We start from the raw sequence: 13102 nt of genomic DNA, 5'->3' as shown, positions 1-13102 counted from the left end.
CCGGACGGGCGCAGGCAAGTCGAATCGCCGCTCGAAGGACGGATCGTCATTCACTTGACACATCGTCAGTCAATCAGAAAGTATGACGCACATCACTATAGATGTGCGCCGGTGTCGAGCACGGCGACGATCCTTGCCCGCATCGAAAGGAACTACCCGTGACCAAGTCTGTCGACCCGCAGGCCTACATCGCGTCCGTCATGGCCGGACTGACGGGCCCGGGCGGGCCGTTCGAACTCCACGAGGAGGACGTCCTCGGCGCCCGCATGCCGGTGATGAAGAACCGCGATCGGTCCCTGGGCGACGTCCTGGCGGCCTCGGTCGCATTCGGCGACCGCGACTACCTGGTCACCGAGGACCGCCGGATGAGCTACGCCGAGCACGGTGCCGCCGCGGCGGCACTGGCCCGCGCCCTGCGGGAGCGGTACGGCGTCGACAAGGGCGACCGTGTCGGCATCCTCGCCGCCAACACTCCCGAGTGGGTCCTGTCGTTCTGGGCGGCGCAGGCGCTCGGCGCGATCGCGGTGGGCTTCAATGCGTGGTGGACGACGCGCGAGATCGAGTACGGGGTCGGCCACGCCCAGCCGTCGGTACTGATCGTCGACGCGAAGCGCGCCGCGCTCCTCGACGGGCTCGACCTGGACGTCCCCGTCCTCACGATGGAGGACGACCTGCCGAGGCTGATCGCCGAGTTCGCGGGCGCCGACCTGCCGGACACGACCGTCCTCGAGGACGATCCGGCGGTGATCCTCTACACCAGCGGCACCAGCGGCCGCCCGAAGGGCGCGGTGCACTCGCACCGGAACCTGTTGGCCGTCATCGGCTATCACCGTTACAGCGACGGCCTCGTCGCGGCGTTCACGGGCGGTGACCCGAACTCCGATGCGCCGAGCGATCTGCGCTACCTGCTCACGTCGCCGCTGTTCCACATCGCCAGCCTGCACAACCTCGTCGTCCCGCGTCTGGGCACGGGCAGCGCCGTGGTGATCTATCAGGGCTCGTTCGACGCGGACCGGGTGCTGCGTCTGATCGAGCGCGAGAAGGTGACCAACTGGGGCGCGGTCCCCACCATGGCGGGTCGCCTGCTCGAACACGACGATGTGACTCGCTACGACCTGTCGTCGCTGACCTCGTTCGCGCTCGCCTCGGCGCCATCGTCGCCGGGTTTCCAGCAGCGCCTGCGGGAGAAGCTGCCGTTCGCCCGCAACGCACTGGTCGACAGCTACGGGCTCACCGAGTGCAGTACCGCGATCTCGGTTGCGACGCCGATGGATCTGCAGGCGTTCCCCGGCACGCTCGGCCGGCCGATCATCGGTGTCAGCGTGGAGATCCGCGACCCGTTCGGCGAGCCGGTGCCCGACGGGACCGAGGGCGAGATCTGCGCGCGCAGCCCGTACGTGATGCTCGGCTACTGGAACGACGACGCGGCCACCTCCGCGGCCATCCGTCCCGGACGCTGGCTGCACACCGGCGACTTCGGGGTGATCGAGAACGGGATGGTTCGCCTCACCGGACGCCGCTCCGATCTGATCCTGCGCGGCGGAGAGAACGTCTACCCGGTGGAGATCGAGCAGTGCCTCGACGAGCATCCGGCGGTCGCGGAGTCCGCGGTGGTGGGAGTCGACCACCCCGACCTGGGGCAGGAGGTCGGCGCGATCGTGGTCGTCCGGCCCGGGATGGAGGTGACCGAGGACGAACTGCGGGAGTTCGCGTCCGAGCGTCTCGCGTACTTCAAGGTGCCCACCCGATGGAAGATCACCACCGATTCGTTGCCGCGCAACGCGACCGGAAAGACGATCCGCACACGAATCGCTCTGTGAGCGAACACGTTCCCCGCTCCCAGCGGTGAGAGAGGCAAGATCCCGATGAGTTACGACGCGATCGTCAAGAACGGCCGGTGGTTCGACGGCACCGGCGCCCCGTCCGCAACCCGACACCTCGGTATCCGAGACGGCCGGGTGGCCACAGTCTCGGCCGCCGCGCTCGACGAGACCGACTGCCCGCGGGTGATCGACGCGGTCGGCAAGTGGGTGATCCCGGGCATGCTCGACATCCACACGCACTACGACGTCGAGGTCCTGCTGCGTCCCCAACTGGACGAGTCGGTGCGGCACGGCGTCACCACCGTGTTCGTGGGCTCGTGCTCGCTGTCGACGGTCCATGTCGGGCCGTCGGACGCCGGTGACCTGTTCGGCCGGGTCGAGGCGATCCCCCGTCGCCACGTCGTCGACGGGCTCGAGGAGCGCAAGACGTGGAACTCGGCACGCGAGTACGTCGACGCGCTCGAATCGCTGCCGCTGGGAGCAAACGTCGCGGCGTTCATCGGCCACTCCGACATGCGGGCGGCGCTGATGGGCCTGGACCGGGCCACTCGCAAGGAGATCAAGCCCACCGCGTCCGAACTCGCCGCGATGGAGCAGCAGTTGACCGAGGCGCTCGACGCCGGCTTCGTCGGGATGTCCTCGCAGCAGCTGATGTTCGACAAGCTCGACGGCGAGGTGTGCCGGTCCCGCACGCTGCCGTCGACGTACGCGACCGCCAAGGAGCGCCGCCGACTCAACGCGATCCTGCGACGCCGCCGCCGGGCGCTGCAGGGCGGCCCGGATGTGGCCCGCCCGCAGAGCATGGTGGTGATGGCACTCAGCAGCCTCGGCATCTTCCGCAAGCCGCTCAAGACGAGCCTGCTATCGGCCGCCGACGTCAAGGCGATCCCCGGTGTGGTGAAGGTCTTTCCGCTGATGGCGAAGGTCATCAACGGCCTGGGCGGCGACTTCCGTTGGCAGCACCTGCCGGTCCCGTTCGAGGTGTACTCCGACGGCATCGACCTGCCGGTGTTCGAGGAATTCGGTTCCGGCGCGGCGGCCCTGCACCTGTCGAACCAGATCGACGCGCGCCGCGATCTGCTGGCCGACGAGAACTATCGCCGGCGCTTCCGCAAGGACTACGACAAGAAGTACGGGCCCCGGGTGTGGCACCGCGACTTCTTCGACGCCGAGATCGTCGAGTGCCCGGACGAATCGGTCATCGGGAAGACGTTCGGTCAGGTCGGGGAGGATCGCGGCGGCGTGCATCCCGTCGACGCGTTCCTCGACCTGGTGGTCGAGTACGGACCGAAGGTCCGCTGGCGGACCACGATCTCGAACCACCGCCCCGAGGTGCTGAACACGCTCGCCGCCGATCCCGGTGTGCAGCTGGGCTTCTCCGATGCAGGCGCGCACCTGCGGAACATGGCGTTCTACAACTTCGGACTGCGCTTCCTGCGACGCGTGCGCGACGCCGAGCGGGCGGGTACGCCGTTCCTGTCGGTGGAGCAGGCGGTGCATCGGGTCACCGGTGAGCTCGCCGACTGGTACGGCCTCGACGCGGGGCACCTCAGGGAGGGCGACCGCGCCGACCTGGTGGTCGTCGACCCCGAGCATCTCGACGCCTCGCTCGACACGTACGCCGAGTGCCCGATCTCCGAGTACGACAACCTCTCCCGGATGGTGAACCGCAACGACGACACCGTCTCGGCCGTCTTCGTCGGCGGCGAGTACGTCTTCGGCGACGGGCAGCCCGCATCTACCCTGGGCAGCGCACGGACCGGGAGGTTCCTCGAGGCTCGGTGACGAGCCACCTCGGGACGTCGACGTGCTCGGCGGCCGCCGGGCACGCGATCCGTCGTATAGTCGCGACCATGACCCCCGGGCTGGACGTAACCACCGTCGACGGCGTCGTTCGGGGCCGACGGGTCGGCGATCTGCTGGCCTGGCGCGGCATCCCCTACGCCGCTCCACCCGTCGGCCCGCTGCGTCTGCGGGCACCGCAACCGGTGGAGCCGTGGACCGGCGTCCGCGACGCCACCGCATTCGGCAACGCCGCACCGCAGCACCGGATGGGCACCGCCCTGCGACCGGGCAAGTACCAGCCGATGTCCGAGGACTGCCTCACGCTCAACGTGCTCGCCCCGGCCGCGCCCAGCTCGACGCCGCGGCCCGTCATGGTGTTCGTCCACGGCGGCGCCTTCACGATGGGCACCACGGCCTTGGGGATCTACCACGGGGACCGTCTGGTGCGCCGGGGCGACGTGGTGTTCGTGTCGGTCAACTACCGGCTCGGCTCGCTGGGATACCTCGACTTCAGCGAGTTCTCCACGCCCGCGCGGCCGTTCGACGCCAATCTCGGCCTGCGCGACCAGGTGGCCGCGCTGGAGTGGGTGCAGCGCAACATCGCCGCCTTCGGGGGCGATCCCGAGAACGTCACGCTGTTCGGCGAATCCGCTGGCGCCACCTCGGTGACCACGCTGATGGCGACGCCGGCCGCCCGTGGACTGTTCGCCCGCGCCATCGCCCAGAGTTCCGCACCCGTCCTCGTGAACGACGCACTGCGGGCGCGACGCTGGGCCCGGGAGTTCGTGTCGCTGCTCGGATCGAACGCAGACGACCCTGCGGCGGCCGCCCGCGCCCTGGACGACGCCACCTCGGCAGAACTCGGCAAGGCGGGGCATCGGCTGGGTGCCAAGGTGCTCGCCGAGACTCCCGGCCTGCACCCTTTCGGGCCGACCGTCGACGGCGACTTCCTGCCCGTGGCGCCACTGCAGGCATTCACTGACGGCACCGCGCACCGAGTACCGCTGATCATCGGGACCAACGCCCGCGAGGGCACCCTCTTCCCGAAGTTCCTCGACGGTCTGCCCACCGACGAGGCACGCATCGACGCGATGTTCGAGCTCACCGATCCGGAGGCCCGGGCGCGCGTCGTCGGCGCATACGCCGGCTACCCGGATCCGGCAGCGGCGATCGATCTGGGCGGCGATCTGACGTTCTGGAGGCCGTCGGTCCAGATCGCCGAGGCTCACTCCGTCCATGCCCCCACCTACAGCTACCGTTTCGACTTCGCGCCGCGCCTCATGCACTGGCTCGACCTCGGCGCCACACACGCGTTCGAGATGTTCGCGGTGTTCGGTTACGGCGACTCCGCCGCCGGACGTGCGCTCACCGCCCCCGGTGGTCGACGCGGACTGCGCGTGGTCACCGACCGGGTCCAGGAGCACTGGATCTCCTTCGCCTGCAACGGAATCCCTGCGCCGTGGTGGCCACGGTACGACACCGACATGCGCCGTACCCTCATCCTCGACGTCCCCACCCGCATCGAACGCGATCCGGGCCGGGAACGCCGGCTCGCGTGGGCCGACTATCACGGATACCTCGACGAGGACCGGGACCGACACCCTGCCGAACCCGAGCACCGGGCATGACCGGGATCGACCTCGAGGTCGAGGCCACCCTCCAGGAAGGCGTGGTCCGTGGGCGTCGACTTCCGGATCTGTTGTCGTGGAGGGGAATTCCGTACGCTGCACCGCCGGTGGGAGCGCTCCGGCTGCGCGCTCCGGAACCGGTACAGCCGTGGGCCGGCGTCCGCGACGCCACCGAGTTCGGCCCCTCCGCGCCGCAGCAGCGCAGACAGGGCGACGAGAACTGCCTGACCATCAACGTGCTGAGGTCGGCCGACCCGAGCAACGTCGCCAGGCCGGTCATGGTGTTCATCCACGGCGGCGCACACACGGCCGGGACCTCGTCGGCGCCGCTGTACAGTGGCGCCTCGCTGGTCCGCCGCGGCGACGTCGTGTTCGTCTCGTTGAACTACCGGCTCGGCGCCCTCGGCTACCTGGACTTCTCCGAGTTCTCCACGCCCGAACGACCATTCGATACCAATCTCGGCCTGCGCGACCAGGTTGCCGCACTGCAGTGGGTGCAGCGCAACATCGCCGCGTTCGGGGGCGACCCCGCCAACGTGACACTGTTCGGCGAGTCCGCCGGCGCCGACGCGGTCGTCACCCTGATGTGCACGCCCGCCGCGAAGGGCCTGTTCGCGCGCGCCATCGCCCAGAGCCCGCCCCCGGCCACCTCGAACGGCCGGGAACTGGCGGCGCTGTGGGCTCGAGAGTTCCTCGACATCGCGGGCGTCTGCGGGTCCGACGTGACCGAGTACCTGACCACAGCCGCACCCGAACTCCTCGTGCAGGCGGCCACCACGCTCAGTACCCGTGGGGCCGACGAGGTGCCCGGCACCCGTCCGTTCGCTGCGGTCGCCGACGGTGACCTGTTGCCGGAGCACCCACTGAATGCGTTCGAGGCGGGAACCGAACACCGGGTGCCACTGTTGATCGGCACCAACGCGCACGAGGGCCGGATCTTCCCGCGCTTCCTCGACATCCTTCCCACGAACCGGGATCGGATCGAGAAGATGTTCGAAGACACCGATCCCGCGATCAAGGCTCGCGCGATCGGCGCGTATCCCGGATATCCCGGCCGGCGGGCCGCCGCGGATCTCGGCGGCGACGTTGTCTTCTGGGAGCCGTCGGTGCGCTGCGCACACGCGCACACCCGCCACAGCGACACCTACATGTACCGGTACGACTTCGCGCCTCGCCTCCTGCGCCTGACCGGCCTGGGGGCGACGCACGCGACGGAACTGTTCGCGGTGTTCGGCGCGCGGGGGCCCGCGGCGCGCACCCTCACGTCGCTCGGCGGCCGCCGCGACCTGCGCGTCGTCACCGACACGATGCAGAGCCACTGGCTCCGCTTCGCGCGCGGTGGGCGACCGCTCGGGACGTGGCCGCGCTACTCGCTGGAGCGCCGTGACACCCTGATCATCGACGCGGAGTCCCGCGTGGAGACCGATCCGCTGCGCACCCGCCGCGAGGCCTGGCTCGGATACCGGCACCGTCACTGAATCCCCCGTGAGCTACGGTTGCGAACTGCAACCAAATCTCAGGCTGTGGGAGACCTCGATGTCCGTGCTCGACAGGCGTCTGGGCGGCGACGGATGGGCCGCCCAGCTCACCAGGTTTGCCCTGGTGGGCGGATCCAGCAATGTGCTGTACGCGCTGTCGTTCCTCGTTCTCGACGCCTACGGGACGCTGCTGGCGAACGCCGTCGGTGTCGCGACCAGCACGGTGCTGGCCAACGAGCTGCATCGACGCCGCACCTTCCGCGCCGCCGACCGGGTGCCCTGGTTCGCCGCACAGTGGGAGGGCGGCGCGCTGGCCCTGCTGGGCCTGCTCATCAGTTCCCTGGCCCTGGCGCTGCTGCACTTCTTCTTCCCCGACGTCGGCGGCCTGGTGTCGATCGCGCTGGTGATCGCCGTGAGCGGCGTCGTCGGCGGGCTCCGGTTCATCGCACTGCGCGGCTGGGTGTTCGGCCGCCGGCAGCCGCTACTTCAGCAGTCGTGACATCCGCCGGTCGGCGAGGATCTTGCCGCCGGTCTGGCATGTGGGGCAGTACTGGAACGACCGCTCCGCGTACGACACCTCGCGTACCGTGTCGCCGCACACCGGGCACGGCATTCCCGTTCGCGCATGCACCGTCATCCCGGCCCGCTTCTCGCCCTTGAGCCGGGCCGCCTCCTGCCCCACCGAGCGCGCCGTGGCGTCGGACAGTTCCGACCGCATCGCGTCGTACAGCGCGTCGACCTCGTCGGACGTCAGTTTCGACGCCGTCGCGAACGGCGACAGCCGGGCGGCATGCAGGATCTCGTCGGAGTACGCGTTCCCGATTCCCGCGAGCAGGGACTGGTCCACCAGCGCGGTCTTGATCCGGGCCGACGTCCCGGCGAGCAGTGCCCCGAACTCTGGACGGGCCACCTCGAGCGCGTCGGGTCCGAGGCGGGCGATGCCCGGCACCTGATGCGGGTCGGTCACCACCCACACCGCGAGCCGCTTCTTGGTACCGGCCTCGGTGAGGTCGAAGGCCGGCGTCGCGCCGTCGGGGGTGAAGAAGTGCACCCGCAGCGCCAGCGGGCCCTTCCCCTGCTTCGGCGGCGCCGTGCTGGGGTTGTCGGCCCAGCGCAACCAGCCACCGCGGGACAGGTGCGTGATCAGCCACAGCCCGTCGCAGTCCATCGCGAGGTGCTTGCCGAACCGCCGCGCCCCGGTGACGTCACGGCCCTGCAGCGCCGTGATCGGCGGATCGAACGTCTTGAGCACGCTCAGCGCGGCGACGTCGACGCGACCGACCACCGCCCCCACGGCATGGTCACGCAGGAACTGGGCCAGGGCCTCCACCTCGGGCAGTTCGGGCATGCGCTCAGCGTAGGCGCCGGCGCCGACAGCCGGGCGGGGTCAGACAGGTTCGTTGAGCGGCCCGACGTCGACCACGGAACCGAGCAAGCCCGTCAGGATGAGCACGATGTTGCTGCGCAAGGTGGACTCCGCAACCGGGTCGAGGATCTCCGCCAGGCTCGGTATCCCGAGGTCGAATCGGGTCTCGAAGCGGATCAGCACACCGTCACGATCCGGCTCCGGGTCGAGCTGCCAGGACCCTTCCATCGTCAGGAAGTCCCCGCTGATTTGGGCGAATTCGATGCGGCGGGCGATCGGGTCGAGCACGTCCCGCTCGGTCCAGCGCAATGTGCCCTTGCGGAACCGGACCAGCCAACTGGAGATGACCGACCCGTCCGCCTGCGCGGGTTCGAGTTCGAGTGCGAGGACGGTTTCCGTCAGTTCGGGATAGCGGGCGAAGTCGCTGATCCGGGTGTAGGCCGCTTCGGGCTGCACGTGCTCGGCGCGGATGTGCATGACTACGTGGCGCATGAGAACTCCAAAGGATCGTGTTCAGGTGAGGGTCAGGTCCTCGAGGGCTTCGGCGAGGGCTCGGAGGAAGAGTTCGACCTCGTCCGTGGTCAGGATCGCCGGCGGGGTGAAGCGCAGCACGTTGGCCGCATTCAGTGAGTGGTTGGCCAGGACGTCACGTTCCAGAAGGTTCAGGAACAGTTCCCCGACCAGGCCGCTCGAGGCCATCTCGAGGCCCAGCAACAGCCCGCGGCCACGCACCTGGGCCACGCGGCCGCCGCCGTACTGGGCCACAGCCGTCCGGATGCCCGCGAGGAGGTGCTCGCCGAGCATTGCTGCGCGAGCCGTGAGGTCCTCGTCGCGGATCACGCCGATGGCGGCACGGGCGGCCGCACACACCGCCGGCGACCCCGCGAACGTGGAGGTGTGCAGGTAGGGGTCCCGGGCGAAGGGCTCGTAGGACTCCCGCGTGGCCACCACCGCGGCAATCGGCATCACGCCCCCGGAGAGGCCCTTGCCGACCAACATCATGTCGGGCACCACGCCGTCGGCGTCCACACCCCACCAGCGACCCAGCCGACCGAGACCGGTCTGGACCTCGTCCACGATCAGCAACGTCTCGTAGCGGCGACACAATTCGGCGGCGTCGCGCAGGTAGCCCGGGGGCGGCACGTTCACGCCGCCCTCCCCCTGCACCGGTTCGACGATGAAGCAGCCGTGGCCGCCGGTTGCGCGTAACGCCACCTCCAGCTCGGCCGGATCGCCGAAGGCGACCTCCATGATGTGCGGAAGCAACGGTCGGAAGGGCTGCTGCAGCACGCCGTTCGCCGTGACGCTCAGCGCGCCGAGCGTCTTGCCGTGGAACCCAGCGCGGGTTGTGATCACAGCCGTCTTGCCTTGCGCGCGAGCCAACTTCAGCGCGCACTCGGTGGCTTCCGCACCGGAGTTGACGAAGTGCACCAGGTCCAGATCACCGGGGGTGATCTCGGCCAGGGCGGCGGCGGCACCGGCACTGACGGGGTCCAAGAACACCCGGGAGGCCATCGGGTGCCGCCGAACCTGATCGCACACCGCCTCCACGACTGCCGGGTGACGATGCCCCAGCAGATAGACGCCGTAGCCACCGAAGTCCAGGACCCGACGGCCGTCCGCGACCGTGATCCAGGCACCCGACGACTCGACCTCGACCAGGTCACCGATCAACCGCCCGAGCGCCGCCCGGCCGCTGCCGAAGTGCCTCCGGTATCGGTCGGTCAGCACATCGGAATCGAGCAGCATGCCGGTGCTCATCGGACTGCGCTTTCGACCGCCGGCGGCTCCGCCGGCAACAGCTTCTTGACCTGGGCCCAGTAGATCAGCGAGCGCCTGAGCGCCTCGGTGAGGGCGTCCTTGGTGGCCCGATCACCGAATCCCAGCCTGTCCAGGTCACTGGGCATGGCATCGCTGGACTGGAACACCCACACGGACTCGAGGAAGTCGATGAACATCCGTCGTCGTCCGTCCGAGATCAGGTCGTCCAACAGCGGCAACAACAACCGGTCGACGGACTCGAAGGGCATGAACCGTGGCCGCACCGCGCCGATCCAGGCGAGCCGGGACACGTACTCGCACAGCTCGGCGATATCGGTGAACGTGAGTGCTTGATCTCCCGCGGTCAGCCAGTACTCGCCCTCGGTCACGTCCTCACGAATCAGTTTGCCGACGGCCTCGACGACGATGTCCAGGGGAACTGTGTCGACCAGGGATTCGATCTCCCCCGGGACCACCGGGAGATTGCCCCTGACCGCGTTACCCAACATGCGGTGCAACCCTTGGAAGGCGGCCATTCGACCGTCACGGGAGTCTCCGGTCACCACCGACGGCCGGAGGATGACGGCCGGAACCGAACCGGCGCGGATCAACTCCTCCGCCTCCGTCTTGGATTCCAGGTAGGCGGCCAGTCCGGCGAAACGCTCGTCGGCCGGGGCCTGACGAATCACGAAGGCCGTACTCAGGTAGTAGAGCGGGGCGTCGGCGTCGGCCGCCACACGCAGCATGGACGCGGGACCCTGGACGTTGACCGCCCGGAGGCGCTCCGGATCCACGTTCCATTTGGTGACCGCTGCTCCGTGCAGCACGACATCGACCCGGTTCACCAGAGCGGCGTAGTCCGCGGCCGGCAAGCCCAGCGTGGGGTGCGTGAAATCACCGGCGAACTCGCTGACCCGTGGGTCGTCGATCGGGCGTCTGCCGCGCAGACACACGATGTCGAAGTCCTCGGCCATCGCGTCGAGCACGGCCCTGCCGATGACTCCGGAGCCACCGGTGAGCAGCAGAGTTCGCTTGCTCCGGGTCATCGGGAATCAGGGGCGAAGACCCCACCCTTCGGGCCGTGACGGGAAGCGTGATCGAACTGTTCGATCTTCATGTCGGCACCCCTTCGATGCGTTTCGATTTCTTCGATAGTTCCAGTGAATCACGCTGCGCAGCAACGTTATCCGGCGCTACGCGATGGCCAGCGGGTTCCCGGCGAAGTAACCCAGCAACGGGCCGGCCATCTTGGCTCGGGCCGGCGGATGGAAGCCCAGTCCGTTGACCGCGGCCGCGAGGTAGCCGATCCGATCCGAGGTGATGAAATTCATCCCGCCGAGCAGCTCAACTGCCCGGGGCACGGCGGCCGCGATCGCATCCTGCACGGCGTACCGCACCAGGAGCGCGTCCACGAGCAGTTGCCGGCTGTTCAGCTCGTCGGTCATCCGGCGGGCGATGTTCTCCACCGACGCCATCGCACCTTCCAACGTGACGACCAGTCGGAGCCGGTCGGATTCGCTGACCCGGTCCGAACCGAGCGCCAACTCCACCAGGGCGCTGGCGGCTCCGACGTAGGAACCGGTGATGAGCAGTTCGAACCACAGGAAGGCGGCATTCTGGATGTCGTCGAGTTGTTCGCCCTCGCTCACCGACGTGGTTACGACGAGATCCGACGGAACCAGCACGTCGTCGATGGTGACCTGATCGCTTTCGGCACCGGCCAGCGCGAAACTGGACCAGAACGAGCTGACCGAGACGCCGTCGTCCTTCGCTGGGATGAGCGCGACCGCGAGCTGTTCTCCCGGGCCGTCCGGCCGAGGGAGCATGACGCTGGCGGTCAGCAGATCCATGGAGCGCGACAGGCTGCATGGCTTCTTGACCCCGCTCAGCCGGACGCCGTCAGGTGTGGGGGTGGCGGTCATGGTCGGCTTCAGGATCTGCCCGTCCGGGCGCCCTTCCGCGAAGCCGGATGCGAGCAGCAGACTGTCGGCGGCGATGGCCTGCAGCAGCATCCAGTCCATACCGGTGTTCGTCTCACTCACCGCGACGAGGCTCGCCACCGAGAAGTGGTGCATCGTGGTGGCGACCGCCAGCGACGGTGACCGCGAGCCGATCGCGCGCTGCACCCGGACGGCCTCGAGGGGACTTGCCCCGATGCCGCCCAGATCGGCGGGCACGAGGAGGCCCGGCCCACCGGCCTCCCGGAACACCGCGGTGCCGGGGCTGCCCCGCCGTTCCAGGTCGCCCGGCGGTATCGCCGTCAGCGCCTCGTCCAGACCGGGCAGACTGCGCTGCAGCACGCCGCGGTCAGTTTCGAGAAACCTCATATCTCCTCCACCGCCGTCCAGGTGTAGGGCTCGGAGCGAGGGTGACGCTCCAAGGTCGGATGTCCAAATCTCCCGGTTTCCAACCTCGTCCGACGGCGTCCCGCTGAACAGCAACCCGAGGGTGGACCCACACACTCGTAGGGGTGAGGAAATCCCACCCTGGGGTGGGCGGGCCTGTCAGCGACGGATCAGGTAGATGTCCATGATCCAGCCCTTGCGCTCGCGCAGTTCGGCGCGCACGCGGACGATCTCGTCCTCCACCTCGCGCAGCTTGCCGGAGATCAGCACCTCGTCGGGCAGACCGAGGTACGCACCCCACCAGATCTCCACCTCGTTGCCGGGGTCCGGGACGTGGGTGAAGCTGCAGTCCGCGTCGAGCATCACGACTGCGGTCCCGGCGCCGTCGGGCAGACCCTCGCGCAGCCGGCGTCCGGTGGTGACATGGACGGGCTCGCCGATCCGGTTGAGCACGATGCGGTGCTGCGCGGCCAGCGACTGGATGCTCGTGACGCCGGGGATCACGGTGTACTCGAACCGCACGTTGCCGCGCGCCAGGACGCGTTCGACGATCCGCAGCGTGCTGTCGTACAGCGACGGATCGCCCCACACCAGGATCGCGCCGACGCCGTCCTCGGCCGCGAACTTCTCCTCGAACACCTCGGCGCGGCGGTCGTGCCAGTCGTCGACGACGCCGGCGTAGTCGGACGGGGTCCGGTCCCGCGGCGGGTCGACGATGTCGACGATCCGGTACTCGCGCTCCATGTGCTCGGCCAGGATCGTGGTGCGCAGGTCTACCAGCTCCTGCTTCTCGTCGCCCTTGCCGATGACGAAGAACACGCCGGCCCGGTTCATGGCCTTCACGGCCTGGATCGTCACCTGGTCGGGGTCGCCGGCACCGATGCCGATCACGAGAAGCTCACGCATGCGGGGCACG

11 protein-coding genes are annotated in these 13102 nt (G+C 69.0%); 5 read left to right on the top strand and 6 right to left on the bottom strand.

Translation table 11 applies throughout. From position 1 onward, the window contains the following. The first annotated feature begins 158 nt into the window (after nucleotides 1-158). The 5 genes from DEU38_RS00335 to DEU38_RS00315 all read left to right on the top strand — a co-directional run bounded on the left by DEU38_RS00335 (nucleotide 159) and on the right by DEU38_RS00315 (nucleotide 7213). Nucleotides 159-1820, top strand: coding sequence for a class I adenylate-forming enzyme family protein (locus DEU38_RS00335; RefSeq protein WP_114718152.1), 1662 nt, complete (start codon nucleotides 159-161; stop codon nucleotides 1818-1820). 45 nt (nucleotides 1821-1865) lie between these two features. Then, a complete protein-coding gene (locus DEU38_RS00330) occupies nucleotides 1866-3608 on the top strand; it encodes an amidohydrolase family protein (protein ID WP_114718151.1) in 1743 nt (580 codons plus the stop codon). A 68-nt stretch (nucleotides 3609-3676) separates the two neighbouring features. After that, on the top strand, nucleotides 3677-5236 hold the full coding sequence (locus DEU38_RS00325) for a carboxylesterase/lipase family protein (protein ID WP_114718150.1): 1560 nt from the start codon (nucleotides 3677-3679) through the stop codon (nucleotides 5234-5236). Next, nucleotides 5233-6714 carry a carboxylesterase/lipase family protein gene (locus DEU38_RS00320; RefSeq protein ID WP_114718149.1) on the top strand — a complete coding sequence of 494 codons (1482 nt, stop codon included), beginning with the start codon at nucleotides 5233-5235 and terminating at the stop codon, nucleotides 6712-6714. Before DEU38_RS00325 ends, DEU38_RS00320 begins: the two co-directional genes overlap by 4 nt. 58 nt (nucleotides 6715-6772) lie before the next feature. After that, nucleotides 6773-7213, top strand: coding sequence for a GtrA family protein (locus tag DEU38_RS00315; RefSeq protein WP_114718528.1), 441 nt, complete (start codon nucleotides 6773-6775; stop codon nucleotides 7211-7213). On the opposite strand, the gene DEU38_RS00310 is transcribed toward DEU38_RS00315, so the two are convergent. The 6 genes from DEU38_RS00310 to cobF form a co-directional block, all read right to left on the bottom strand. After that, nucleotides 7196-8062 carry an Fpg/Nei family DNA glycosylase gene (locus DEU38_RS00310; protein WP_114718148.1) on the bottom strand — a complete coding sequence of 289 codons (867 nt, stop codon included), beginning with the start codon at nucleotides 8060-8062 and terminating at the stop codon, nucleotides 7196-7198. The genes DEU38_RS00315 and DEU38_RS00310 overlap by 18 nt on opposite strands. A 39-nt stretch (nucleotides 8063-8101) precedes the next feature. After that, nucleotides 8102-8572, bottom strand: coding sequence for an SRPBCC family protein (locus DEU38_RS00305; RefSeq protein ID WP_114718147.1), 471 nt, complete (start codon nucleotides 8570-8572; stop codon nucleotides 8102-8104). 21 nt (nucleotides 8573-8593) lie between these two features. Beyond that, complete coding sequence (locus DEU38_RS00300) at nucleotides 8594-9841, bottom strand: aspartate aminotransferase family protein (protein WP_114718146.1); 1248 nt, start codon at nucleotides 9839-9841, stop codon at nucleotides 8594-8596. Beyond that, a complete protein-coding gene (locus tag DEU38_RS00295) occupies nucleotides 9838-10887 on the bottom strand; it encodes an SDR family oxidoreductase (protein ID WP_114718145.1) in 1050 nt (349 codons plus the stop codon). Before DEU38_RS00295 ends, DEU38_RS00300 begins: the two co-directional genes overlap by 4 nt. 147 nt (nucleotides 10888-11034) lie before the next feature. Next, nucleotides 11035-12168: an acyl-CoA dehydrogenase family protein gene (locus DEU38_RS00290; protein WP_114718144.1), complete on the bottom strand. Its 1134-nt coding sequence runs from the start codon at nucleotides 12166-12168 to the stop codon at nucleotides 11035-11037. A gap of 177 nt (nucleotides 12169-12345) precedes the next feature. After that, nucleotides 12346-13092 carry a precorrin-6A synthase (deacetylating) gene (gene cobF, locus DEU38_RS00285; RefSeq protein WP_114718143.1) on the bottom strand — a complete coding sequence of 249 codons (747 nt, stop codon included), beginning with the start codon at nucleotides 13090-13092 and terminating at the stop codon, nucleotides 12346-12348. Between the last annotated feature and the right edge of the window lie 10 nt (nucleotides 13093-13102).

It is taken from the genome of Rhodococcus sp. AG1013 (assembly GCF_003350365.1).
In the GTDB taxonomy this organism is placed as follows: Bacteria; Actinomycetota; Actinomycetes; order Mycobacteriales; family Mycobacteriaceae; genus Prescottella.
This window is presented reverse-complemented; position numbering and strand designations above follow the sequence as displayed.

Coding starts and splice junctions, on each gene's coding strand:
- DEU38_RS00305 (WP_114718147.1), bottom strand. CDS start 8,572: ATGCGCCACGTAGTCATGCACATCCGCGCCGAGCACGTGCAGCCCGAA.
- DEU38_RS00295 (WP_114718145.1), bottom strand. CDS start 10,887: ATGACCCGGAGCAAGCGAACTCTGCTGCTCACCGGTGGCTCCGGAGTC.
- cobF (WP_114718143.1), bottom strand. CDS start 13,092: ATGCGTGAGCTTCTCGTGATCGGCATCGGTGCCGGCGACCCCGACCAG.
- DEU38_RS00330 (WP_114718151.1), top strand. CDS start 1,866: ATGAGTTACGACGCGATCGTCAAGAACGGCCGGTGGTTCGACGGCACC.
- DEU38_RS00315 (WP_114718528.1), top strand. CDS start 6,773: ATGTCCGTGCTCGACAGGCGTCTGGGCGGCGACGGATGGGCCGCCCAG.
- DEU38_RS00325 (WP_114718150.1), top strand. CDS start 3,677: ATGACCCCCGGGCTGGACGTAACCACCGTCGACGGCGTCGTTCGGGGC.
- DEU38_RS00290 (WP_114718144.1), bottom strand. CDS start 12,168: ATGAGGTTTCTCGAAACTGACCGCGGCGTGCTGCAGCGCAGTCTGCCC.
- DEU38_RS00300 (WP_114718146.1), bottom strand. CDS start 9,841: ATGAGCACCGGCATGCTGCTCGATTCCGATGTGCTGACCGACCGATAC.
- DEU38_RS00320 (WP_114718149.1), top strand. CDS start 5,233: ATGACCGGGATCGACCTCGAGGTCGAGGCCACCCTCCAGGAAGGCGTG.
- DEU38_RS00310 (WP_114718148.1), bottom strand. CDS start 8,062: ATGCCCGAACTGCCCGAGGTGGAGGCCCTGGCCCAGTTCCTGCGTGAC.